Origin of the sequence: Pectobacterium aroidearum (assembly GCF_041228105.1) — a bacterium.
Classification (GTDB): domain Bacteria; phylum Pseudomonadota; class Gammaproteobacteria; order Enterobacterales; family Enterobacteriaceae; genus Pectobacterium; species Pectobacterium aroidearum.
Genome location: NZ_CP166097.1, coordinates 4,250,599 through 4,274,219, shown reverse-complemented (window position 1 = coordinate 4,274,219; position 23,621 = coordinate 4,250,599). Strand labels below are relative to the sequence as shown.

At 47.7% G+C, this 23,621-nt stretch carries 20 protein-coding genes and 1 tRNA gene; 18 read left to right on the top strand and 3 right to left on the bottom strand.

Going from position 1 to position 23,621, the window contains the following annotated elements; translation table 11 throughout:
* Window positions 1-276 precede the first annotated feature (276 nt).
* From xerD to AB8809_RS19175, 13 genes are all read left to right on the top strand, one after another.
* Window positions 277-1,176 carry a site-specific tyrosine recombinase XerD gene (gene xerD / locus AB8809_RS19235; protein ID WP_349855289.1) on the top strand — a complete coding sequence of 300 codons (900 nt, stop codon included), beginning with the start codon at window positions 277-279 and terminating at the stop codon, window positions 1,174-1,176.
* Between the two features lie 125 nt (window positions 1,177-1,301).
* A complete protein-coding gene (gene dsbC / locus AB8809_RS19230) occupies window positions 1,302-2,018 on the top strand; it encodes a bifunctional protein-disulfide isomerase/oxidoreductase DsbC (protein WP_349855288.1) in 717 nt (238 codons plus the stop codon).
* A 6-nt stretch (window positions 2,019-2,024) separates the two neighbouring features.
* Complete coding sequence (recJ, locus tag AB8809_RS19225; RefSeq protein WP_349855287.1) at window positions 2,025-3,785, top strand: single-stranded-DNA-specific exonuclease RecJ; 1,761 nt, start codon at window positions 2,025-2,027, stop codon at window positions 3,783-3,785.
* A 114-nt stretch (window positions 3,786-3,899) separates the two neighbouring features.
* Window positions 3,900-4,998 (top strand): peptide chain release factor 2 gene (gene prfB, locus AB8809_RS19220; protein WP_012773350.1). Its coding sequence is split into 2 segments (ribosomal slippage): window positions 3,900-3,974 and window positions 3,976-4,998, totalling 1,098 coding nucleotides; the frame shifts between segments, so codons are not numbered across the junction.
* An 8-nt stretch (window positions 4,999-5,006) separates the two neighbouring features.
* Window positions 5,007-6,524: a lysine--tRNA ligase gene (gene lysS / locus AB8809_RS19215; protein ID WP_012773351.1), complete on the top strand. Its 1,518-nt coding sequence runs from the start codon at window positions 5,007-5,009 to the stop codon at window positions 6,522-6,524.
* Window positions 6,525-6,806: 282 nt separating this feature from the next.
* A complete protein-coding gene (locus AB8809_RS19210; protein ID WP_012773352.1) occupies window positions 6,807-7,562 on the top strand; it encodes a helix-turn-helix domain-containing protein in 756 nt (251 codons plus the stop codon).
* 62 nt (window positions 7,563-7,624) lie between these two features.
* A complete protein-coding gene (locus AB8809_RS19205; RefSeq protein ID WP_349855286.1) occupies window positions 7,625-8,308 on the top strand; it encodes a LysE family transporter in 684 nt (227 codons plus the stop codon).
* Between the two features lie 82 nt (window positions 8,309-8,390).
* Window positions 8,391-8,464, top strand: a tRNA-Gly gene (locus tag AB8809_RS19200).
* 474 nt (window positions 8,465-8,938) lie between these two features.
* Window positions 8,939-9,541: a hypothetical protein gene (locus AB8809_RS19195; RefSeq protein WP_349855285.1), complete on the top strand. Its 603-nt coding sequence runs from the start codon at window positions 8,939-8,941 to the stop codon at window positions 9,539-9,541.
* A gap of 3 nt (window positions 9,542-9,544) precedes the next feature.
* A complete protein-coding gene (locus tag AB8809_RS19190) occupies window positions 9,545-9,976 on the top strand; it encodes a hypothetical protein (RefSeq protein WP_349855284.1) in 432 nt (143 codons plus the stop codon).
* Between the two features lie 457 nt (window positions 9,977-10,433).
* Window positions 10,434-11,105 (top strand): hypothetical protein, encoded by a 672-nt coding sequence (locus tag AB8809_RS19185; protein ID WP_349855282.1) that lies wholly within the window; start codon window positions 10,434-10,436, stop codon window positions 11,103-11,105.
* Between the two features lie 97 nt (window positions 11,106-11,202).
* Complete coding sequence (locus tag AB8809_RS19180) at window positions 11,203-11,475, top strand: hypothetical protein (protein ID WP_349855281.1); 273 nt, start codon at window positions 11,203-11,205, stop codon at window positions 11,473-11,475.
* Window positions 11,476-12,719: 1,244 nt separating this feature from the next.
* Window positions 12,720-13,199: an Hcp family type VI secretion system effector gene (locus AB8809_RS19175; RefSeq protein ID WP_349855280.1), complete on the top strand. Its 480-nt coding sequence runs from the start codon at window positions 12,720-12,722 to the stop codon at window positions 13,197-13,199.
* Between the two features lie 213 nt (window positions 13,200-13,412).
* On the opposite strand, the gene AB8809_RS19170 is transcribed toward AB8809_RS19175, so the two are convergent.
* Together AB8809_RS19170 and AB8809_RS19165 are read right to left on the bottom strand one after the other, a co-directional pair.
* Complete coding sequence (locus tag AB8809_RS19170; protein ID WP_349855279.1) at window positions 13,413-14,102, bottom strand: hypothetical protein; 690 nt, start codon at window positions 14,100-14,102, stop codon at window positions 13,413-13,415.
* Window positions 14,103-14,425: 323 nt separating this feature from the next.
* Complete coding sequence (locus AB8809_RS19165) at window positions 14,426-15,493, bottom strand: DUF1176 domain-containing protein (RefSeq protein WP_349855278.1); 1,068 nt, start codon at window positions 15,491-15,493, stop codon at window positions 14,426-14,428.
* A gap of 376 nt (window positions 15,494-15,869) precedes the next feature.
* On the opposite strand from AB8809_RS19165, the gene lpxP reads away from it, so the two are divergent.
* Window positions 15,870-16,793, top strand: coding sequence for a kdo(2)-lipid IV(A) palmitoleoyltransferase (lpxP, locus tag AB8809_RS19160; protein ID WP_012773357.1), 924 nt, complete (start codon window positions 15,870-15,872; stop codon window positions 16,791-16,793).
* A 254-nt stretch (window positions 16,794-17,047) separates the two neighbouring features.
* Here the strand turns inward: lpxP and AB8809_RS19155 are convergent, their stop codons facing one another.
* Window positions 17,048-17,452, bottom strand: a complete 405-nt coding sequence (locus tag AB8809_RS19155; protein ID WP_336709370.1) for a hypothetical protein — start codon at window positions 17,450-17,452, stop codon at window positions 17,048-17,050.
* Window positions 17,453-17,694: 242 nt separating this feature from the next.
* On the opposite strand from AB8809_RS19155, the gene AB8809_RS19150 reads away from it, so the two are divergent.
* The 4 genes from AB8809_RS19150 to AB8809_RS19135 all read left to right on the top strand — a co-directional run bounded on the left by AB8809_RS19150 (window position 17,695) and on the right by AB8809_RS19135 (window position 23,522).
* Window positions 17,695-19,050, top strand: coding sequence for an NCS2 family permease (locus AB8809_RS19150; RefSeq protein WP_012773362.1), 1,356 nt, complete (start codon window positions 17,695-17,697; stop codon window positions 19,048-19,050).
* A 279-nt stretch (window positions 19,051-19,329) separates the two neighbouring features.
* The gene (locus AB8809_RS19145) at window positions 19,330-20,976 is read left to right on the top strand and encodes a Na+/H+ antiporter (RefSeq protein ID WP_349855277.1); all 1,647 of its coding nucleotides are present in this window, start codon (window positions 19,330-19,332) and stop codon (window positions 20,974-20,976) included.
* Between the two features lie 358 nt (window positions 20,977-21,334).
* Window positions 21,335-22,045: a response regulator transcription factor gene (locus AB8809_RS19140; RefSeq protein WP_010285248.1), complete on the top strand. Its 711-nt coding sequence runs from the start codon at window positions 21,335-21,337 to the stop codon at window positions 22,043-22,045.
* Window positions 22,023-23,522, top strand: a complete 1,500-nt coding sequence (locus AB8809_RS19135; RefSeq protein ID WP_012773364.1) for a HAMP domain-containing sensor histidine kinase — start codon at window positions 22,023-22,025, stop codon at window positions 23,520-23,522. Before AB8809_RS19140 ends, AB8809_RS19135 begins: the two co-directional genes overlap by 23 nt.
* Window positions 23,523-23,621 lie beyond the last annotated feature (99 nt).

The following is a 23,621-nucleotide window of genomic DNA, read 5'->3' as shown; positions in this document are numbered from 1 at the left end:
CTACGCACAGAAAAATCGGCTTTTCAACGTTGATTAAGTAAGGGCAATGCCAGTCGGCACGCGGCTTCAAGGAGCCTGTTCCGATATATTCTCAATACATAAAATATAATGTGCCACAGCCTTATTTTTGCCGGAGAATGTTATGGCGATGTTGATGTTCGCGGGATATGTGAGATCGCGCACAATTCTGGCTGCGAGAGAATACGGTCTTGATGAAGGTGTAAAGTCGCCGCTTCATCGGCATAATATTGCCAATCAGTGAGGAAGGACACCGCGATGCAAGAACACGATCAGGCGCTTATCGAACAGTTTCTCGATGCGCTGTGGCTGGAAAGAAATCTGGCCGAGAATACGCTGGCGTCTTATCGGTTGGATCTGCGCACGCTCGCGGAATGGCTGGCACATCATGATAACGACTTATTGCAGGCGCAGGTGCTCGATCTTCAGGCGTTTCTCGCCGATAGGGTTGATGGCGGCTACAAGGCGACCAGTTCGGCCCGTTTGTTGAGCGCGATGCGTCGCTTCTTCCAGTACCTTTATCGGGAAAAGCTGCGCAGCGACGATCCCAGTGCGGTGCTATCGTCCCCGAAACTGCCGCAGCGTCTACCCAAAGATTTGAGCGAGGCGCAGGTTGATGCGTTGCTTAACGCACCAAGCATTGAACAGCCGCTGGAATTACGCGATAAGGCCATGCTTGAGGTATTGTATGCGACGGGGCTGCGTGTTTCTGAGCTGGTCGGTTTGACGATGAGCGATGTCAGCCTGCGGCAGGGCGTGGTTCGCGTGCTGGGAAAAGGCAATAAAGAACGATTGGTGCCGCTCGGTGAAGAAGCGGTGTACTGGATCGAGTATTATCTGGAACATAGTCGCCCGTGGCTGCTGAATGGGCAAACGCTCGATGTGCTGTTTCCCAGCAATCGTGCACGGCAAATGACGCGCCAGACGTTCTGGCATCGTATCAAGTATTATGCGGTACTGGCGTCCATCGACAGCGAAAAGCTCTCGCCGCACGTCTTGCGCCACGCGTTTGCTACCCATTTATTGAACCACGGCGCGGATTTACGGGTCGTACAGATGCTCTTGGGGCACAGCGATCTTTCTACGACGCAGATTTACACCCATGTGGCGACGGAGCGGCTGAAACAGCTTCACCAGCAGCACCATCCGCGCGCATAGCATAGAGTAAGTAGACAGAGTAACAGGATGTTATCTGACTGGCGGGGCCTCTCGCCAACCACCTTGGCGTATTGCTACGAGCGACGTATTCACCATGGCGTTGCGACACAAACAGGATTGATGAAATGAAAAAAGGGTTATTACTGCTTTCTTTACTGGTAGCGACGGCAACCAACTTTGCTCACGCCGATGATGCCGCGATCAAACAGACGTTGACGCGTCTGGATATGCAGGGGGCGGAAATCCTGCCTTCGCCGATGGCGGGCATGAAAACCGTCATTACCGATAGCGGTGTGCTGTATATCAGCGAAGACGGCAAGCATTTGCTGCAAGGCCCGCTTTATGACGTGAGCGGCACCATGCCGGTCAACACCACCAATAAAATCCTGATTGGCAAGATGGATGCGCTACAGGAACAAATGATTGTTTATAAAGCCGCGCAGGAAAAACACGTTATTACTGTTTTCACTGACATCACCTGCGGCTATTGCCACAAACTGCATGAACAGATGAAAGATTACAACGCGCTGGGCATTACCGTGCGTTATCTGGCCTTCCCGCGTCAGGGCATGAAATCGCCAGCAGCAAAAGATATGCAGTCCATCTGGTGCGTGGCCGATCGTAATAAAGCGTTTGATAGCGCGATGAAGGGCGACGCGATCTCGCCAGCAACGTGCAAAACCGATATCTCCGCGCATTACCAACTGGGCATCCAGTTTGGCGTGCAGGGCACTCCTGCTATCGTGCTGCAAGACGGTATGGTCGTGCCGGGATACCAAGGGCCAAAAGAAATGCTGGCGATGCTGGAAGCACATAAAGCCTCGAAGAAAACCGGCGGTTAATGCTACGTGGATATGATTACCCAACTCCGTCGGCGTCCGCTGGCGGAGGACATTGATTTACCTGACACCGTTCCGCCCTTGCTACGCCGCCTCTATGCGCAGCGCGGCGTTAAAGCGGCTCAGGAGCTGGAACGTAGCCTGAGTGGTTTACTCAATTACCGGTTGCTAAGTGGTATTGATAACGCGGTCGACCTGTTGCACAAAGCACTGGCTGAGAAGCGCTGTATTGTCATCGTTGGCGATTTTGATGCCGATGGTGCTACCAGCACGGCGCTTACTGTACTAGCGCTGCGCAGCATGGGCTGCGTGAACGTGAAATATCTGGTGCCTAACCGTTTTGAAGACGGTTACGGGCTAAGCCCGGAAGTCGTGGCGCAGGCTGCTGCACTAGGTGCTGAAGTGATTGTGACCGTGGATAACGGGATCTCTTCTCATGCAGGCGTCGAAGACGCGCATCGCCGTGGTATCACCGTGCTGGTGACCGATCACCACCTGCCGGGCGAAATATTGCCTGACGCCGACGCCATGATTAACCCCAATCTGCCTGACTGCCAGTTTCCCTCTAAGGCGCTGGCGGGCGTAGGTGTCGCGTTTTATCTGATGATGGCGCTGTTCGTGCGCCTGCGTGATAGTGACTGGTTTACGCAACCCTTGTTTACGCAACAGGGGCTGGTGAAACCGAATCTCACCGAATTACTGGATTTGGTGGCGCTGGGCACGGTCGCTGACGTCGTACCGCTGGATGCCAATAACCGAATTCTGGTGGCGCAGGGGCTGAACCGCATTCGTGCGGGCGAATGTCGTCCGGGTATTCGGGCGCTGCTGGAAGTGGCGAACCGCGATGCCAGCCAACTGGTCTCCAGCGATTTAGGCTTTGCGTTAGGCCCACGGCTGAACGCCGCCGGGCGACTACACGACATGAAGATCGGGGTCGAATTACTGCTCAGCGATGACATCGTACAAGCGCGCATCCTTGCCAACGAACTGAATGACATGAATCAGGACAGGCGGGACATTGAGCAGGGAATGCAGGCAGAAGCGCTACATCTGTGCGAATCGCTGGAACGCACCCGTACTGAGTTACCTTACGGGCTGGCGATGTACCACCCGGAGTGGCATCAGGGCGTTGTCGGTATTCTGGCGTCGCGTATTAAAGAGCGTTTTCATCGCCCGGTGATTGCCTTTGCGCCTGCGGGCGACGGCATGCTGAAAGGGTCAGGGCGCTCCATTGCGGGTTTGCATCTGCGCGATGCGCTGGAACGGCTGGATACGCTGTATCCCGGTATGATGGAAAAATTCGGCGGACATGCGATGGCGGCAGGATTATCTCTGCACGAAGATCGGTTCGAGGATTTCCGTCAGCGCTTCGGTGAACTGGTTGGCGAATGGCTCGATCCGTCTCAACTTGAAGGCGTCGTCTGGTCCGATGGTGAACTGGTACTGCCGGAGCTGGATCTGCTTTCAACGGCAGAAATGCTGCGTTACGCGGGGCCGTGGGGTCAGTCATTCCCTGAGCCGACATTTGATGGGCGCTTTCGGATTCTGCAACCCCGTCTACTCAAAGAACGTCATTTAAAAGCGATGTTTGAACCGGTCGGCGCGACAGGGCAGGTGCCGTTGTTGGATGGCATCGCGTTTAATGTTGATACCACCATCTGGCCGGATCCGAGTATCAAAGAAGTGGAAATCGTGTACCGGCTGGATATTAACGAGTTTCGCGGTAAACGTTCGGTGCAATTGTTGATTCAGCATCTGTGGCCGCGCTAGCCGTGTGAACCGAATACGGCGGGCAGAAAGTCTATAAAATGGGCCTTTTATCCGCTAGAATGGCGGGTTACACCATTCCGTTGTCAACGACTTAACGTAAGAATATAAAAAATCATGTTTGAAATTAATCCGGTAAAAAACCGCATTCAGGATCTGTCTGAACGTAGTGCCGTTCTTAGGGGGTATCTTTGACTATGATGCCAAGAAAGAACGCCTCGAAGAAGTAAACGCCGAACTGGAGCAGCCTGATGTCTGGAATGAGCCTGAACGTGCTCAGGCATTGGGAAAAGAGCGCTCCTCGCTGGAAGCCATCGTAGATACCATCGATCAACTGACTCAGGGTCTGGAAGATGTGGCCGGTCTGCTTGAGCTCGCGGTGGAAGAAGACGACGAAGATACGTTCAATGACACCACGGTAGAACTGGACGCGCTAGAAAATAAATTAGGCCAGCTTGAATTCCGTCGCATGTTCTCCGGCCAGTACGACAGTGCGGATTGTTACCTGGATATTCAGGCAGGTTCTGGCGGTACGGAAGCGCAGGACTGGGCCAGCATGCTGGTGCGTATGTACTTGCGTTGGGCGGAAGCCAAAGGGTTTAAAACCGAAATTATTGAAGAGTCAGACGGTGACGTGGCTGGTACGAAATCTGCCACCATCAAGATCATCGGTGACTATGCGTTTGGCTGGCTGCGTACCGAAACCGGCGTGCACCGTCTGGTACGTAAGAGCCCGTTCGATTCCGGCGGCCGCCGTCATACCTCATTCAGCTCCGCGTTCGTTTATCCGGAAGTTGAGGACGATATCGATATCGAAATCAATCCGGCAGACCTGCGTATTGACGTTTACCGCGCATCCGGTGCGGGTGGTCAGCACGTTAACCGGACAGAATCTGCGGTGCGTATTACCCACATGCCTACCGGTATTGTCACGCAGTGTCAGAACGACCGTTCTCAGCATAAAAACAAAGATCAGGCGATGAAACAGCTGAAAGCCAAGCTGTACGAGTTTGAGATGCAAAAGAAAAATGCTGAGAAACAGGCGATGGAAGACAACAAATCTGATATCGGCTGGGGCAGCCAGATTCGTTCCTATGTTCTGGATGATTCGCGCATCAAAGACTTACGTACCGGAGTGGAAACACGTAACACTCAGGCCGTACTGGATGGCGATCTGGACAAATTTATTGAAGCAAGTTTAAAAGCGGGGTTATAAGAATTCACATGGCTGAATCACAATCACAGGGTGCCGATCAGGCGCAGGATCTGAATAACGAATTAAAAACGCGTCGTGAGAAGCTGGTGGCGCTGCGTGAAACCGGGATCGCATTCCCGAATGATTTCCGCCGTGACAGCACGTCCGATCGTCTGCATGCTGAGTTCGATGGCAAAGAGAACGAAGAGCTGGAAGAACTGGGCGTTGAAGTGACCGTAGCGGGCCGTATGATGACCCGTCGCATCATGGGTAAAGCCTCTTTTGTGACCTTGCAGGACGTCGGTGGCCGTATTCAGCTGTATGTTTCCCGCGACGATCTGGCGGAAGGCATCTATAACGAGCAGTTCAAAAAGTGGGATCTGGGCGATATTCTGGGCGCGCGCGGTAAGCTGTTCAAAACCAAAACCGGCGAACTGTCCATCCACTGCACCGAACTGCGTCTGCTGACTAAAGCGCTGCGTCCGCTGCCGGATAAATTCCACGGCCTTGCCGATCAGGAAACCCGCTATCGTCAGCGCTATCTGGATCTGATCGCTAACGACGAATCTCGCAATACCTTCCGTATTCGTTCCAAAGTGATGGCGGCGATCCGTAGCTTTATGGTCGATCACGGCTTCATGGAAGTTGAAACGCCGATGATGCAGGTGATCCCTGGCGGTGCATCTGCCCGTCCGTTCATCACGCACCATAACGCGCTGGACATCGACATGTACCTGCGTATTGCGCCGGAACTGTACCTGAAGCGTCTGGTCGTTGGTGGCTTCGAGCGTGTGTTTGAAATCAACCGTAACTTCCGTAACGAAGGCGTTTCCCCACGTCACAACCCTGAATTCACCATGATGGAACTTTATATGGCGTATGCCGATTATAAAGATCTGATTGTGTTGACGGAAAACCTGTTCCGTACGCTGACGCAGGACGTGCTGGGCTCGACGACGGTTGAATATGGCGACCAGACATTCGACTTCGGTAAGCCGTTCGAGAAGCTGACGATGCGTGAAGCGATCTGCAAATACCGTCCTGAAACCAACGTCGCCGATCTGGACGATCTAGAGAAAGCGACCGCGATCGCCCAGTCTTTGGGGATCAAGATCGAGAAAAGCTGGGGTCTGGGCCGTATCGTTACCGAGATCTTCGAAGAGACGGCAGAAAGCAGCCTGATCCAACCGACCTTCATCACCGAATATCCAGCTGAAGTGTCGCCGTTGGCGCGTCGTAACGATCAGAACCCAGAAATCACCGATCGCTTTGAGTTCTTCATCGGCGGGCGTGAAATCGGTAACGGCTTCTCCGAGCTGAATGATGCCGAAGATCAGGCAGAGCGTTTTGCTCAGCAGGTGAATGCGAAAGACGCGGGCGATGACGAAGCGATGTTCTACGACGAAGACTACGTGACGGCGCTGGAACACGGCCTGCCGCCGACTGCGGGTCTGGGTATCGGTATCGACCGTATGGTGATGTTGTTCACTAACAGCCACACCATCCGCGACGTGATCCTGTTCCCGGCGATGCGTCCACAGAAATAAGGCAGAGAAAGTCAGCCTGATATTGTTGTCATACTTTATTGAACCGGTGCAATTGCACCGGTTTTTTTTATTATCGACAATGCCAAATATTAGGGGAAACACGGGGATGAGATTCCCGTAGGGACATCTCGCACCGTGGTAGCCCCGTGTATCTCGATCTCACCTCGATAGTCTCTTCACTTATCCCGTTTTATCTCCGCATTCTTGCCGTCATTCTGTGATTGTCGCCCTACGGGGGAAGATGCTATTTTCAGGCATTCATTCACTGCCGGAACACCCATCATGATGACGTACCGCGATGCCTGGTTCGAACTGGCGCTGTTAACCAACGGCCGCAGTTTTCCACGACATACGCACGATGAGTTCGTCATCAGCGCCAATCTCAGCGGGTTGGAAACGGTCTGGCTGGATGGAGAAACCTTTGTTGCTACCAACGATATGGTAACGACCTACAATCCCAACCAACTGCAAGGCAGCGAGAACGCGTTTGACCGCTGGCAGTGCGCATCGCTGTACGTTCACCCGCAGGCGTTTGAGCATTATTTCCACCAAACCTTTCGATTCTCACGGGGCTGGAATCCGTCGCCGCAATTGGCAGCCGAGTTAAAACAGCTGGTCATCTCTGATTTGGACGACAGCACGCGTCAGGAACGTATTATCCTGCTGCTCGCGGGGTTGATGGAAAACCAGCATCACGAGCCATCTCAAAGTCAGGTTAAAGAAGCAGAGCGGATCACGCGGATCAAAGACGGGTTGCTGAGCGATCTCAGTGATGTTCCCACGCTCGACCAGCTTGCGCAGCAGGAGAATCTGTCGGTCGCCCATCTGGTACGCTCGTTTAATCAGGCGGTTGGGTTGCCACCGCTGGCGTGGCTGATGCAGCGGCGCATGTGTAAAGCGCGGGAACTGCTGCGGCAGGGGACTGCGATTAGTCAGGTCGCGGGCGATGTCGGGTTTGCCGATCAGGCGCATTTTACGAAAGCCTTCAACCGCTATAACGCCATGACGCCGGGGCAGTTCCGCCGTATCAATTTTTGACAATACAGCGTTTCCTTTGAGCTCTAGACTCGCGTTATTGCTTATTGTTCGAAGGGAATGCCATGCTGTTGGTTGTGTTCATGGGGATGCTGCTATCCCTGTCGCTGTGTCTCGATTTGGGGATGGTCAATACCGCGATTATTAACCGTGGGCTGCGGCATGGACCGCGCTCGGCGTTTTATATCGGGCTGGGATCCTGTTTCGGCGATCTATTTTATGCCACGCTGTCGGTACTGGGTCTGGCGGTGGTCTTTAATCTGACGCCCGTGCGCTGGGTGCTGTGGATTGGCGGTGGGCTGATTCTGATCTGGATGACGTTCAGTATGGCGCGCGCAGCATGGCGTGACTATCAGGTTAAACGCTTCGCCGACCTTTCTGCGACAGCGAATGGGGCGGATTTTACTGCGCCACCAGCTCGCTATACCGAGTTTTTCAGCGGCGTCGGCATGGCGCTGGCGTCACCAACGGCGTTGCTGTGGTTTGCGGCGATTGGCGGCACCATTATTGCGCAGTCTACCGATGGCTCAGCTTTCATGATTAGCCTGTTTCTGCTGGGCTTTTTCGTGGGCGGCGTGCTGTGGACATTTTTCCTCGCCGCGTTGGTGAAGTACGGTCAGCGTCTGCTGAAAGAACGTATCTCATTCTATTGCAGCCTGATTTCCGCGCTGTTATTTGCCTACTTTGCCTGGCACGTTATTTCCAGCGGCTATGAGACGCTGTTTCTGCCGCTCTCCACGACTGCATAACCGGCTAAAATATCAACACGTTGCCGGGTTTTTTTACTTGCTCGGCAATGGCACAGCGCTATAATGCCATTCGCTTCTGTGTGCGAGTGTAGTTCAATGGTAGAACGGCAGCTTCCCAAGCTGCATACGAGGGTTCGATTCCCTTCACTCGCTCCAATGTATTTACAAATCAACATGTTATAATTTATCAGTTAGTTAAGTTGTTGCCCCGCTAAAGCAGGTACAACTTAAACTACCCATTGTCCTACGTCCGCACCTACCGCGTGATTGGTCTGTGGTACAAGGGGGCAATCATCACGTCCACGTTCTTACCGCGAAAACACAACAACAAACAAAAAGCCGTATACTTGGCATAACTCCCAAAACTTTCAGTGAAGCGCATTTAGCCCGATGCCGCCACAATGCCACATGTCGAGATGACGCAGCAGGGGATAAACAGGTTTATGGTGGTGTTCGTACCTGCACACGATACGCAGGCTCTACCAGCGGTTCGGCCTCGCTCCTTCGGGTACATGGTCATCCTGATACCCTTCACTGTCTGACATGACCCTGATGAAGTCGCTCAAGGCTCCGCTTTGTCTTACCACCAATGGGGCTTATGATGTACTATGCGAAAAAATAGGGGCGCTTATGTCAGACAGTTATGTTGGTCTAATTGGGACGGTTGTGGGTGCACTCATTACAGGAGGCTTCGCCTGGTTCACCGATTGGCGTAAGAGCCGTGTGAAGAATAAAAAAGATTTAGAAGTGTTAGCCTTAAAACTGACTTATAAACTAGATCGTTATGTTGCACTGTGCCTTGAGTGCTCAGAAGATGATGGATGTGAGTATTATTATGAAGATGATGGCAGAGGCTCTGGTTCTTTGTTTAAAGGTTATTGTGTTGAGTTTCCAGAATTTACTCTAGGAAAGTTCGAAGACATCGATTGGAAGCTGTTACCTGTGAATTTAATGCATAAAATTTTTACACTTCCTACAAAAGTTAACAATGCAAGGCAACGTTTCTCCAAGGAATGGAATGAATTTGATGAACATTTTAACGATGACTATCCTACAACAATACGTGCCAAGGAGTTGACAGATCTCGCGATTTGTTTTTACAAGGTATCATCCAGCTTACGAACGTTGGCAGGACTTCCGCTCCCTGACGATTCAATCATCATAGATACACTCAATAAAAATAAAATCAAAAATGATGAAGATTACGATAGATTATTTATTCGAAAGGAATGATTAATGTCTGGAATGTTAGCTGGCACAGCCGCCGCTGTGGGTATCATTGATAAAGCAGTAGGGATTGCAAAGAAACTCGCTGACGATGGCGGTGAGCTTGATAAGGCGACTCTAAAACTTGAGCTTGCAAACCTCATGACTGAACTTGCCAACGTCAAAATGGAAGTTGTCACTACTCAAGTGCTTTTGTTTGAAGCCGAACTGAAAAATAAACAGCTCGAAGAACAGTTAAAGGACAAACAGTCATTTTCTTTTAGTTATGGCGTTTATTGGAAAGAGGGTGATGAGGTCGCATTCTGTTCTAAATGCTTTGAGAATGACCAGAAAAGAATACATACCATATTTCGTGATTATAAAATTGTTGGTTTCTCACGAGTGAAACAACAAAACTGGTATTGCCGGGTATGCGACACTACATATGAGATAACTAATTAATTCGAAAAGTTTTAGTATGGCTGCAGGGGGGACACTATATTTTATACCAGCCAATCTGTAGTGGCTAGTCTTGATATAGGTTGACACTTTTTTAGTGCTAAAATGCCTGATGCCTGACATCAGGCGTTTTGTATTCCAGATAGATGAGGTCGCTCGCTGTTGATCTCTCTTGGTTCAGTATTGGCCTAAAGTAGAGTTTTCGGCCCGTCCTCTCCGTCAAAAAGAGAGCATCCAGAATGAAAAAGACGAGTTATACCGAAGAACAGATTGCGTTTGTCCTGAAGCAGGCCGAAAACCAGCAGGTTGGTGCGGGTGCGGTGTAGAGCAGGTTTTGTTGGGGGTAGGGATTTTTCATGGAATTGGTAGTAAGATAACAAAGTATTACGTTTAGAATATAGTACATCGATGATATTAAAAATAAATATATAATATCCTGATTGTTTTTAAAAGGGGCTTTATGAAAACGATATATAAATGGATTATCGGTGGGGGGATACTGGCTCTAATTTTAAGTTTATCTAGTTGTATTGATGCTGTTGATAATATTTTGACAAAATCGATTGATCTTCCTCAGAAGATGAAAGTTTTTTCAGATAAAATGAGTGATTACTATTATGAACCAGGAAAATGGAACGGAACCTGGTCTGCCTTTCCTGAAGGACTAGTAAACATGGGAGACTATAGTTTATCAGACACTGATGTGATTATAAGTCTAACTCTTAATAATGGAGTGGTTAGCGGGGAAATAGTATCTAAAGAGTTTTGTAAGAAAGTACACATGCTTGATATGATGATTAATGGGGAGATTAATTTATTCCATGTTATAAGAGCTGACGTTATCGCTATTGTAAAAGGAGAAACTAGGAAGTTAGGTAGAATAAAAATAAATTATGAAAATAGTGATGGTGTTGTTACAGTTACCCCTCTCACTGACCCGCTTAATATAATTGGCGATAAACCAATACGCTTAATTAAAAATGTTGGGGATGATGGCGAGGGTGGTGTTGCCACTAACATGCTGGAAACAATGAATTTTTGTCACTCTAATGATTATGAATGGTGGTTGAGAGCTTTAAAAGAATATGAAAGAAAAAAACATAGTAGTGAGAAATTAAAATCCAATGAATGATTTATTATATATTGTGGGTTTTCCTTATGAAATACTATGTGATTGTAGCTTTTAAATATAATTAACCTGGTTTCTTTAATTAAGATAGGTGGTTTTTATGGATTTTTTAAAATATTTATCAATATTTTCTGGTATAGTTTCTGCTTTATGCTGGCTTCGTGCTAGTACTGTTACGGTGAATAGGACTAAATTAGAGAAGATTCGTCAAAAAATAGCTAAAAAACAAAAAACGGAGCCTGATTATTCTGGAGTTAGTTTAGTAAGGAATGGAAAAGAATATGATTTAATTGAAACGTTACATAAACAAAGTTTTTGGAACAGTTGCGGAGCGATTATGGCTGCAATGGCTATTTTTCTAAATATTTTATGATTTTTAGTAATAATTCGGGAGTTATACAATTGTTAGCTTTTATCGTTTACTTAACATAATAGACAAATACAATAGATCTGATGTGTATAGTAATGAGTATAGAATGGTTTTTATAAACAAAAAACATTATTAATTACAATGCATTATATGTTATGTTCTAATCCCTTCACTGCTCCAATTACACTTCTCTCAATATCCACCTAAGTCCGTAAAATCTAGTAATAGCTGGGTTTAGCACTAATTTTTCAGTGGGTTATGTAAATTAATCGCCTATCTAAATCATTATCTCAAGTGTAGAGGACATGATGACACTCGAAATCCTATACACATTCGCCTTCAATACAGTAGGAAACTATACCCATGCCTCTGCCATCAACCATAGTGCAGTGTGTAAAGAGCCAAAATTGGTTAAGTAGGGACAGTGATACTTTTGAGGAAAATATTTTCCCATTTATTGTACATCGATTATTGCTCTTATATCATTTTAAATATTGGGGAAAATGAAATAAGATTATCATAAGTTTAATTAGTCTTTACTAAATTAATGTTTTTTGTGTAAGCGTCATGATACAGTTTAAATTGTATTATTTTAATTTTATAATTAATTTTTTCTATTTTCATAAAGAAATATGTATTTCTTAAATACAAGGTTTCATAGCTATGAAAATATATGTTTAATAGAGAGGTATTCGCTATTGCTGGAGGAGGTATAAAACTAACTAGACCGCTTTTTTAAATGTAGGCGTAGCCTAATGGTCATGTATATTTATGGGGTTTACATTAACTTTCACTGAAAAATAAAAGTATTTATTTAAAAAATGGAGCTGGTTTTTTATCTTTTTGTTATATATAAGTAATTAGTGATGACTTAATTGGTTAGGTTCGTCTGAATAAAATATTTCTCTCCATCATCAGATTTATTCTCAATAATTATTTAAGGGAATGGCGGTTTTTCAATGAAAAATTAAGTATAACGTAATTCGGCAGATGAAATATTCAACGAGGGTTAGAAAGAGTGGGCGTATGTTCTAATATATTCATGTAACGCTTATCCTTTAGGTGATACATTTTATTATATGTTGCTATGACCATTAAAGTGCTCAAGCCATCCCCATGGAAATAAAACGTTTATATATAAATAACGGTTTTGTGTGTTTTAAAACTTCACCTGAGAGAGTATTATATCCATGCAACAGAGACTAGGGATCCGAATCGTAGAATGGAATTTTTTGTATGGAGGCATAATGTCTAATCTTATTTATCTTAGCGTTACTGGGGAAAAGCAGGGACTGATATCAGCAGGATGTTCATCTCTGGATTCTATTGGCAACAAGTATCAATCGGCACATGAGAATGAAATTTTTGTTTATGAGTTGGTGAATAATATTAGTCGGGAAGAGAATATTTCAATGCTTCCTGTAGAAATCAGAAAGCCAATTGATAAAGCCACACCATTGTTCGCTCAGGCAATCAATGATAAGGAAAAATTGGAGTGCATTCTTTCTTTCTATCGAACGGCTCAGTCTGGTGGAAATGAACTTTATTTTAAGATGAAACTTCGGGATGCACTTATCAGCAATATCCGTTTTTTCTATCCTAACTCACTGACACACAATGAAGTTCAGCCACAGGAAAGTGTATCATTCAAATTTGCTTCTATTGAATGGGAGCATGTTATTGCAAGAACAAGCGCTTACATGCTTTGGCAAAATGTAGCCTATTGATATTATACTAAAGGCCGATTTACTTTCGGCCTGATTTTTTTGATCCATATTTTATGTTGATAAATATGATTATTACAATTGAAAACAACATCAGTTTCATCCAGTGTTCTGGAATAAACGAAACATAAAAAAACCATAATGCTATGGTTATAATAACTAAAACCTCAGTGATTATAAAATTTTTTATCATATATTTTAATATTTTTTTTAAATTCATTGCTTTATAACTCCATTAATTAAGTTGATTATTTCTTCTTCATTTTTATAATTTGTTAAATTATATGGTGAGAGGATTGGTTCTATTAAAAAGTATAACATTTCTAAATTTTGTGAATAAAATAAAGCATATAATGCGGGATTAATATCCCGTAAATGACGGGCTGACATGGCTGCTTTCTGAACTTTTCCGTAAAATGCTGTTACTGTTATAGCCCAATAAGATGTTTGATTTATTGTTTTGCGTAAAGATGCTTGGAAATTAAGCGTCGTGCTAATAAATTTAGCTAGTGCATATGATATTGATTCTTTTATCGCCCTGTTTGTGGAAAATTCAGAAGCTATACCTAAAACTGCTTTGGCTATCTTTTTTTGTTTATTTTCATCAAAATCTTTCATTAAATTATCGATATAAATCTTCACCATATCCAGAATGACATCATCTCTTTTAAATACTTCTTTTATTGCGCTAACCATTCTGGAGTCTTCATACTGTAATTCTTGACATACATCGTTATATTTCTCAAGGAGACATGATGAATACCAGCTTGTTCTTTCCATGCCACTATATAGATCAGTTGTTAAACTTATTGAATTGTTCTTTAATTTCTTTGTTATGTCATCTAAATGGGTTGCGAGAACTTTGTCAGATTCCATTTTGTATTTTAAATATTCTGATGCTTGCATTCTATATATTCCTTTTACTGAATTTCTCTCCTTTTATGCAGATAGTTTACCCGAATAACAGGCATGACTTCAATGTATTTGCTGGGCTGGTAATTTGCATCCTACTAATTATAGAGTGAAAATATTGTTTTTTTAGAAAAGACGACAATATATCCTTATATAAATAAAATTTAGTGGTTGTCGAATGTGACGAAAACTCGTAGCAATTAAACTACGGGCTCATGCTTGCCCTGATGTTGGACTGTATTTTATTTAAAATACACCACTCTTAATTTCACTTGCACTGGCACTGAACAAAGGGAAGAGAGCACTTTTGTTCACTATCATTTACCCGGTTGCACCACGGTTGTCGTCCAACTGGGTAAATCCCAGGTGCCGCCGAGTTGGATCATGCGGCATGAACCTGTGGTCGATACACTGCTTTGCTGGAATGTTTTGCCATCCCATGTCCAGGATTCATAGCTCATGCAGTCCGCGAGTCCGCGTCCTTTATGCGCAGAGGTAATTTCACCGTTTTCGTAATCTGTGCCATCTGTCGTCACGAGCTGTGGCTGAGTCTGCATGGCGTTATCGATGATCCAGTAGGCGTAGCCTTCGTTGTAAGCCGCGCGCCAGCAAAGGGTGCTGAGCAGGGACAGGCTGTCATTTAGTGGAGTGAGCTCAATAGGCTCCGCTTTTTGGTCATCTTGCGGTAGCAATCTATCGCAGTCGCTATTTAGCGTTTTAAGCAGTTTTTTCTGGAGAGCCGACTGTTCCGCGTCTGTCAGATTTCGCGATGGCGCCTGTTTAGTGACTGCTGCGTAGATAACAGGGGCTGGTACGGCAGGTAACGCACTGCTTTTATTTCCTTTTTTGGTGATGGCGTCTGTTGTACCAATGCGACCTTGTTTCTCATCCATTTTTAACAGTACGGCGTAGGCACCGGCCCCGGACAGTTCGGAAACGGCACCATTGTGACGAAAAGCTACTTTCTCGCTTCCTTTTAGAGCCTGCAATACGACGGGAATTTGTTTCTCATTTAGCTGCCAGAGATTGTCTCTGGTCGGGGTGAGCAGGCCTTTATCCACGCCATCAATGGTTAGCGTGAGTGTGGTGCCTTTAGGAATCGCTTGGTATACCTCAGCGAGCATGACGTCTGCCGTTATTGGCGTATTTTGCCCTGCATGACGTGTGAGAAGCAGTGAAATTCCAGGAACATCTTGCTCTTCCCCCGCGTACTGCTCTTCGGATGAGTAGCCGGCTGCTCGGCACGTCAGCGTGTTATCACAGACCACTTCCCAGTCTTTATGAGAGAAAGAACTATCGGTGGATGTTGTGGCAAACGCCAGGGCCGGGGTACTCGCGATGAGAGCGGCTAGTATAGGGAGGCGGGAAGGGAGAGAAATCGTCATTTTCCATCAAATCCTTGATTATCTTATTATTTGTCATCGACGCTGTCTGAACGTCAGGGAGCGAATCGCTTTTTTGATATATGCCAAGATGTTAACGTTAGACTACGCGATATTGCGAATATTTCTTATCCGACCACTCCTTTATTAAGAATGAATCGGGTATGATTCTTCTGCCGTCAACCGTTCATCGGTTGCTCAACATCCCCTCTGTGTTATCAGCATGTTCATCCTGCTTTTTAACCTCATGCGTGATAACGGTCAGAACTAGTTTTCCACACAGCTGAAACGATTCCTATAAATAAGTGTCATGATAGATGTAGCGCGATGAGTACGACTCTTTATGCGGTACGCTGTTAATCACTTAAAGACGAGTATCATGAAAATTAAGCAAACTTTTACCAGGGCATTACTCCACCCACGCTATTGGACGACTTGGTTCGGCCTTGGCGTGCTGTTTTTATTAGTTCAACTTCCTTACCCGCTGCTGATGAAAATCGGGAGCAATGCGGGTCGCCTGTCCCGCGTTTTTCTTAAACGTCGTGTGTCGATTGCCAGACGTAACCTTGAATTATGCTTCCCTACGATCTCCGACGACGAAAAGGAAGCGATGATCGACAGCAACTTTGCGTCGCTTGGAATGGCATTGGTCGAAACGGGCATGGCCTGGTTCTGGTCCGATCGTCGCGTGCGTCACTGGTTTGATGTTTCGGGACTGGAGCATTTACATCAGGCTACAGCAAAAGGCCAGGGCGTGATGGTGATTGGTATTCACTTTATGTCGCTGGAACTGGGCGGCAGGGCGATGGGGCTATGTCGGCCGATGATGGCGATGTACCGTCCGCACAATAATAAAGCGATGGAAATGGTGCAAACCTGGGGACGTTCTCGTTCGAACAAGGCGATGATTGACCGTAAAGATCTACGTGGCATGGTGCAAGCACTGAAACGCGGAGAAGCCGTTTGGTTCGCGCCCGATCAGGATTACGGCCCTAAAGGCAGCGTGTTTGCCCCGTTCTTTGCAGTGAAAAATGCGGCGACAACCAGCGGTACGTACACGATCAGTCGTCTGGCAAAACCGGCGATGATGACGACGGTGCTGATTCGTAAGCCTGATGCCTCTGGCTACCAGCTGGTGATTCAGCCCGAATTACAGGATTACCCTTATCATGATGAACAGGCTGCGGCGTGTTATATGAATAAGGTGATTGAGAAAGAAATCATGCGTGCGCCTGAGCAGTATCTCTGGCTGCACCGTCGTTTTAAAACGCGCCCGGCTGGGGAAGTGTCGCTCTACGCCTGATGGCATCAGCACGTGTGATATCTGATGGCGCTTCTGCGCCATCGCTGTATTGGTGATGCAGAATTCGTTACATATCGTGTAAAACAAAAATGGCCGCCGGATGGCAGCCATTTTATGGTGGTTAACGTACTGAGTACGATTAACGGAAGATAGCGTGGGGGTTAACACCGCGATAGGTTTTGCCCAACGCTTTTAATATTTGATTGATTTTGCGGACAACGCGCATCTTTTTTATCCCCACGATTCTTAAATAATTATTGGTTGAAAGTACCAAAGTTGATGTTGATGTTTTCAAACATAGCGATGATTTTGTTCAGCAGTTTCATGGTCATTTCCTCATTGTTAGTTGATTGTTTTTCTGTGATGCTGTTCACGTTTTTAAGAATACTCGCACTGATACGGGTGGTCAACTTTTTTGTGATGAGAATCACAAAAAAATGAACGATCAGTTTGTGAGGAGTAAACCGCTGTTTTGATTTTCGTCTAAAAACCGTTTCTGCTTTTTCTTCATACTGACGCGTTTTCAGCGAGTTGCCCGATTGAACGTTAGGTGTACTGGCTGAAGGCGTCCTTATCGGACAGATTAAGTGAGATAGGTAAATTGTCTCGATTAGCAGTTGAAATACGCGTGGGTGAAGCGGGATAATCGTGCGCTTCACATTGCCAGACGCCGTTTTATCCAGCTCGTTTTAGTACCGCCTGTTTTGATACAGCAATGTCTTTATACGGTAATGTTTTGATACAACAACGTTTTCCGGTTTTGCATTCAGCGAGTTAATCGTTTGCGTGCGGAGCCATACGGTTCATGATGCGCCAGTGATGTGGGTGCATTCGCGGAGCAAGGCCGCGGGAACCGGTCAAATTGATCTTAAATAATAATGGCATTTCAGGGGATACCACCATGTCAAACACCACCCGTCAGGCAGGCTCGCAGGGCACGCTTGATGCTTTTTTCAAAATTACACAGCGCGGCAGTAATGTGCGTCAGGAAGTGTTAGCTGGCCTGACGACGTTTCTGGCGATGGTTTACTCGGTGATTGTGGTACCGAGTATGCTGGGCAAGGCCGGCTTCCCGCCTGCGGCCGTATTTGTTGCAACCTGTCTGGTTGCCGGTCTGGGATCGCTGTTGATGGGGTTGTGGGCTAATCTGCCAATGGCGATTGGTTGTGCGATTTCACTGACGGCGTTTACCGCATTCAGTCTGGTGCTGGGGCAGCAAATCAGCATTCCTGTGGCATTGGGTGCGATCTTCCTGATGGGCGTTCTGTTTACCATCATTTCCGTCACCGGCATCCGTTCTTGGATTTTGCGTAACCTGCCGATGGGCGTTGCACACGGAACGGGGATTGGTATTGGCCTGTTTCTGCTGATTATTGCCGCTAACGGTGTGGGTTTGGTGGTAAAAAACCCGATTGATGGCCTGCCGGTCGCACTGGGCAATTTCACTTCTTTCCCTGTCGTTATGTCCCTGCTGGGACTGGCGGCGACCATCGGTTTAGAGAAACGTCGCGTACCGGGCGGTATTCTGCTGGTTATCATCGCGATCTCTATTCTGGGGCTGATTTTTGACCCGAATGTAAAATTCTCTGGCTTCTTTGCGTTGCCGAGCCTGACGGCGGCTGACGGTTCGTCGCTGATCTTCAGTCTGGATATCATGGGTGCATTGCAGCCGATGGTTCTGCCGAGCGTACTGGCGCTGGTGATGACAGCGGTGTTCGATGCTACCGGTACGATCCGTGCCGTAGCCGGACAGGCGAATCTGTTGGATAAAGACGGACAAATCATCAACGGTGGTAAGGCGCTGACCGCAGACTCCGTGAGTAGCATTTTCTCCAGTCTGGTCGGAACGTCACCGGCAGCGGTCTACATCGAATCCGCAGCGGGTACGGCGGCGGGGGGCAAAACTGGCCTAACGGCAACCGTAGTGGGTGTGCTGTTCCTGTTGCTGCTGTTTGTCTCTCCGTTAGCGTATCTGGTACCTGGCTATGCCACAGCACCCGCGCTGATGTATGTCGGCCTGCTGATGTTGGGCAACGTTTCCAAACTGAATTTTGATGACTTTGTGGACGCGATGTCCGGTCTGGTATGTGCCGTATTCATCGTACTGACCTGTAACATTGTGACCGGTATTATGCTGGGCTTTGGCGCGCTGGTATTAGGCCGCATCTGCGCTGGCGAATGGCGTAAACTGAACATTGGTACCGTCATTATCGCTGTCGCGCTGGTGGTGTTCTACGCTGGCGGCTGGGCGCTGTAATCCCTTCTAACAGACCTTCTGGCTCCGCCCAGAAGGTCTGTTATTCCTCGTCTTTCCTTCCTCTTTTCCTTCTCTATTATTTCTCGCGCCAAACGCGATTTTATGTGCCCTTTTATTGGCTTTGGGTTGATGTCACTTGTGTGATAATCAATCTTGTTATTAATCTAAATTTCGGCCAAAAATCCATTTTCATACCGGACTAAATGCGTTAAATATGGAAGGGGTGTTTGCTCGCTAACAGGCAGAATTTTTTGATTTAGGAGTACGTCTAAGGAAAGCATGGAAATATTTTTTACGATTCTTGTTTTGACCCTGGTTGTATCCCTGTCCGGGGTGGTTACCCGCATTTTACCTTTTCAAATTCCCCTGCCTTTAATGCAAATCGCGCTGGGTGCCATCCTGGCCTGGCCTCAGTTCGGTTTGCACGTTGATTTCAATCCCGAGCTGTTTATGGTGCTTTTCATTCCGCCTCTGCTGTTTGCCGATGGCTGGAAAACGCCTACGCGTGAGTTTCTGAGACACGGTAGGGAAATTATTGGTTTGGCGCTGGTTCTGGTACTGATTACCGTGGTGGGCATCGGCTATTTCATCTACTGGATGGTGCCGGGCATGCCGCTGATTGCGGCCTTCGCGCTGGCTGCTGTGCTGTCGCCAACGGATGCCGTCGCACTGTCTGGCATCGTGGGTGAAGATCGTATTCCGAAAAAACTGATGGGCATTTTGCAGGGCGAAGCGTTGATGAACGATGCGTCCGGTCTGGTGTCGCTAAAATTTGCCGTCGCGATTGCGATGGGTACGATGGTGTTTACGGTTTCCGGTGCCACACTGGAGTTCATGCAGGTGGCGCTGGGCGGGCTGCTGGCGGGCGTCGGCGTGACCTGGATATTCGGTAAATCGCTGCGCATTATCAGCCGCTGGAGTGGTGACGATGCTGCGACGCAGATCGTGCTGCTGCTGCTGCTGCCTTTCGCGTCGTATCTGATTGCGGAACACATTGGTGTGTCGGGTATTCTGGCTGCGGTGGCGGCGGGGATGACGATCGGTCAATCGGGCGTCATCCGTAGCGCACCACTGGCGATGCGGCTGCGTGCAAACGGCGTGTGGTCGATGCTGGAATTCGTGTTTAACGGCATGGTATTCATCATGCTGGGTCTGCAATTGCCTGACATTCTGGAAACCTCGGTGACGCAGGCGGAATTGGACCCAACGGTTGAAACCTGGATGTTGTTTACCGATATCGCGATCATCTACGGTGCTCTGCTGCTGCTGCGTTTCTGCTGGCTGTGGGTGATGAAAAGATACAGCATGCACATCCAGAAAAAGCGCCCGATGATCTTCGCCGAGTTTTCTACGCGCGAGCTGTGGATCGCGTCCTTTGCCGGTGTGCGAGGGGCTATTACGCTGGCGGGTGTGCTGTCTATTCCGCTGCTGCTGACTGATGGCACCGCGTTCCCGTCACGCTATCAGTTAGTGTTTATCGCCACGGGTGTCATTCTGTTTTCTCTGCTGTGCGGCGTGCTGGCCTTGCCATTTCTACTGCGCGGCGTGGTGGTGGCGGATAAAGCCGCACACGCCAAAGAAATCCGCATGGCACGTATGGCGGTGGCTGAAGTGGCGATAAAAAGTATGCACAAAATGGAGGAGCGTCTGGCGGCCGATCGGGAGGAAAACATTGATGAGCAGGTGCTGAAAGAAGTCAGTGCGCGCGTCATCGGTAACTTACGCCGAAGGCTAATCGATAAAGACGATCCTGAAAACGGCCTGCTGATCGAGAATCTGGAGCGGCGTTTCCGTTTGACCGCGCTGAACTCCGAACGTGCCGAGCTGTATCACCTGCGTGCTACGCAGCAGATCAGCAATGAGACGTTGCAAAAAATGCTGCGCGATCTCGATCTGATGGAAGCGCTTCTGATCGAAAATGAGTAAAACGCGGTGAGGTGATCCTCGCTACCACGTTGATTTATTTCTCTTCTCTTTCCTTTCTTAACATCCCCATGGCGTAAGCGATGGGGATGTTTTTTATGCGTCCAGTCTAAGAACGACGTCAGGCGATTGTAAACTGCTTGTCACTAAATGATAATGATTGTTATTATCCGTAGGACTTTTCTCATAGGTGAAAAGTAGAGCAGTAAAAAGCAGAAAAGTAAAAAAACCAGAAGCACAAAACGGCCCGCACGGTATCAACATCGTGTGGGGTGAATGGCTGTTTGAAGGACCAGATAAAAATAAACGGACATTAACCCTGAATTAATTAGGTAATAAGCCACGTTTATAGGGGAAAATTATGCGTGTATTAGTGGTTGATGATGATTCTGTGCTGTGCCATTGGCTGGGGTCTAAATTACATTCCCACGGCCATTCTTGCCGAATGGTGCATGATGGCGCACACGCATTAAAAGCGATCAAGGATGAAGTTTATGATGTCGTTCTGTTAGACAGAATGTTACCCATCATGGACGGATTTACGGTATTACGTGAATTACAAGGCTCGCGTCATCCCCCTATTATGCTGCTTTCCGCACTGGATCGTGATGTCGATCGGGTGATGGGCTTAGAGCTTGGCGCAGAAGATTATCTCGGCAAGCCTTTTAATTTTAATGAGCTTAGATTACGTCTGGATATTATGGCGCGGCGCGGTAAACGCCACGTGGATAATCCTTCTATGCTGACTTTTGAAGACCTGCAGCTTGACCGTATGCAGCGTGTTGCATGGCGCGGCGGCAAGCGTATCGATTTGACCGATAAAGAAATCAAGTTACTGATTATATTGATGGAAAATCCGGGGCAGGCCATTACGCGCACCATGCTGTTAGAGCGCGTATGGGGTTACAATTTTGATCCACAAACCAATCTGATCGACGTTCATATGTCAAAGCTGCGGGCGAAAATTGATAAAGGCTTCCCGCGTCCATTAATTAAAACGTTGAGGGCGATGGGCTACGCATTAGGCGCGGTAGATAAGGACAAAACTGATGTTGGCAGCCACGCTGAATAAAATAAAAATAAAGAAGCTGGGGCAGCGCTGGCAGGTAAAAATAAAACACTGGCAATTACTCGGGGCAAGCCAATATCCCGACTTTTTATGTACCTCTAATTTTCGTCAGGCAATAACCATTGTTTTTCTGTTCTTATTGATGATGCTGATGTGTATTGTCGGCTTCAGTTCACTCAGCGAAACGTTGATTAGAACGCATGTCCGTGAAGTTATTCTGGGTAATATTTATGATTACTCAATGCAGTCGCGTTTAACGAGTGCTGACAGTCTGATTACGCAATTACGTCAGGATAATCGAGCGAAAGGGGATGAATTACCGCTGTTTCTGGTGATGGATAAACAAGGCGATATTCTGTATCACAATCACCCTCTAAGAACGCATCCTTTAAGTAGCGATTCTTTCAATACGCATCGTCTGGAAATGCGGCAGCGTACTGATTGCCGGATGGATGTCAGCTGTCTTAAGGCCGAAATTTCCAGCCCAGACGACCCCAATCTGATCGGTTTGTCCGTCATGCTGGATGATGGAGGTGTGCTGTTTACCGCCTACAACATCCGACCCATGTTGGAACGGGTGAGGACGATCCCGCTTGTGGCGGGAGCGGGACTGTTTATCGTGCTGCTCTTCTGCCTGTTTGTCAGCCGCCATTTCAGTTTACGCAGTTTGCGCAGCGTGGAGAAAATCCGTGCGGCGCTGCATCGCTACAGCAGCGGCGAGCAGCAGGTGCGCATGCCGCTGTCGCCTTATGACGATGATTTTGACAGCCTGAGCGCCGACATTAACCAGAATCTGGAGCGGATTGAACGCCTGATGGAGCAGGTGCGCAACACATCAAGCCATGTCGCGCATGAACTGCGTACACCGTTGACGCATTTGCAAAATCGTCTTTTCAACCTGACGGAACGTGCAGGGCTGGATAACGACGTGCGTGATGAATTGAATCTGGCGGTGGACGAGGTGCACAAAATCCTCGGTCTGTTCCGTACCGTGATGCGCATCGGTGAAATCGAAAGCGGGCGCTGTGTGCACCAGTTTGAGAACATTGAAGCGCGCCAACTGCTGGAAGAAATTGCCGAATATTATCAGCCGCTGGCGGAAGAGCGCGGCTGTCGGCTGAAAATTGAAATCAAAGCCGGAATCCAACTCTTTGGCGATCGTGCGCTGCTGTTTCAGGCGTTGGCCAATCTGGTGGAGAACGCGCTGAAATACGCGGCACAGGGGAAATACATCACCTTGAGCGTGACGCTGTATCGCGGCTGGATCGCCCTGAGCGTCGCTGACCGTGGCCCGGGGATTCCGCCCGCACTTCATACCAAAGCGCTACAGCGTTTTCAGCGGCTGGATACCTGGTTTCAGTCTGGTTATGGGTTGGGGCTGTCTTTGGTACAGGCGATTACCGACCTGCACGGCGGCAAGCTCTATCTGGACTCCTCTGAGCCGGGCCTGAACGTCTACCTATGCCTTAATCGCTGTTAATGCGCTTTTTCTTACGATGAACAGACATGTGGCGAGCGATTTTCCCCCAGCTTGCCACGACACGCCACTCTTGATTTCTTATGAATATCCCTTCAAAAA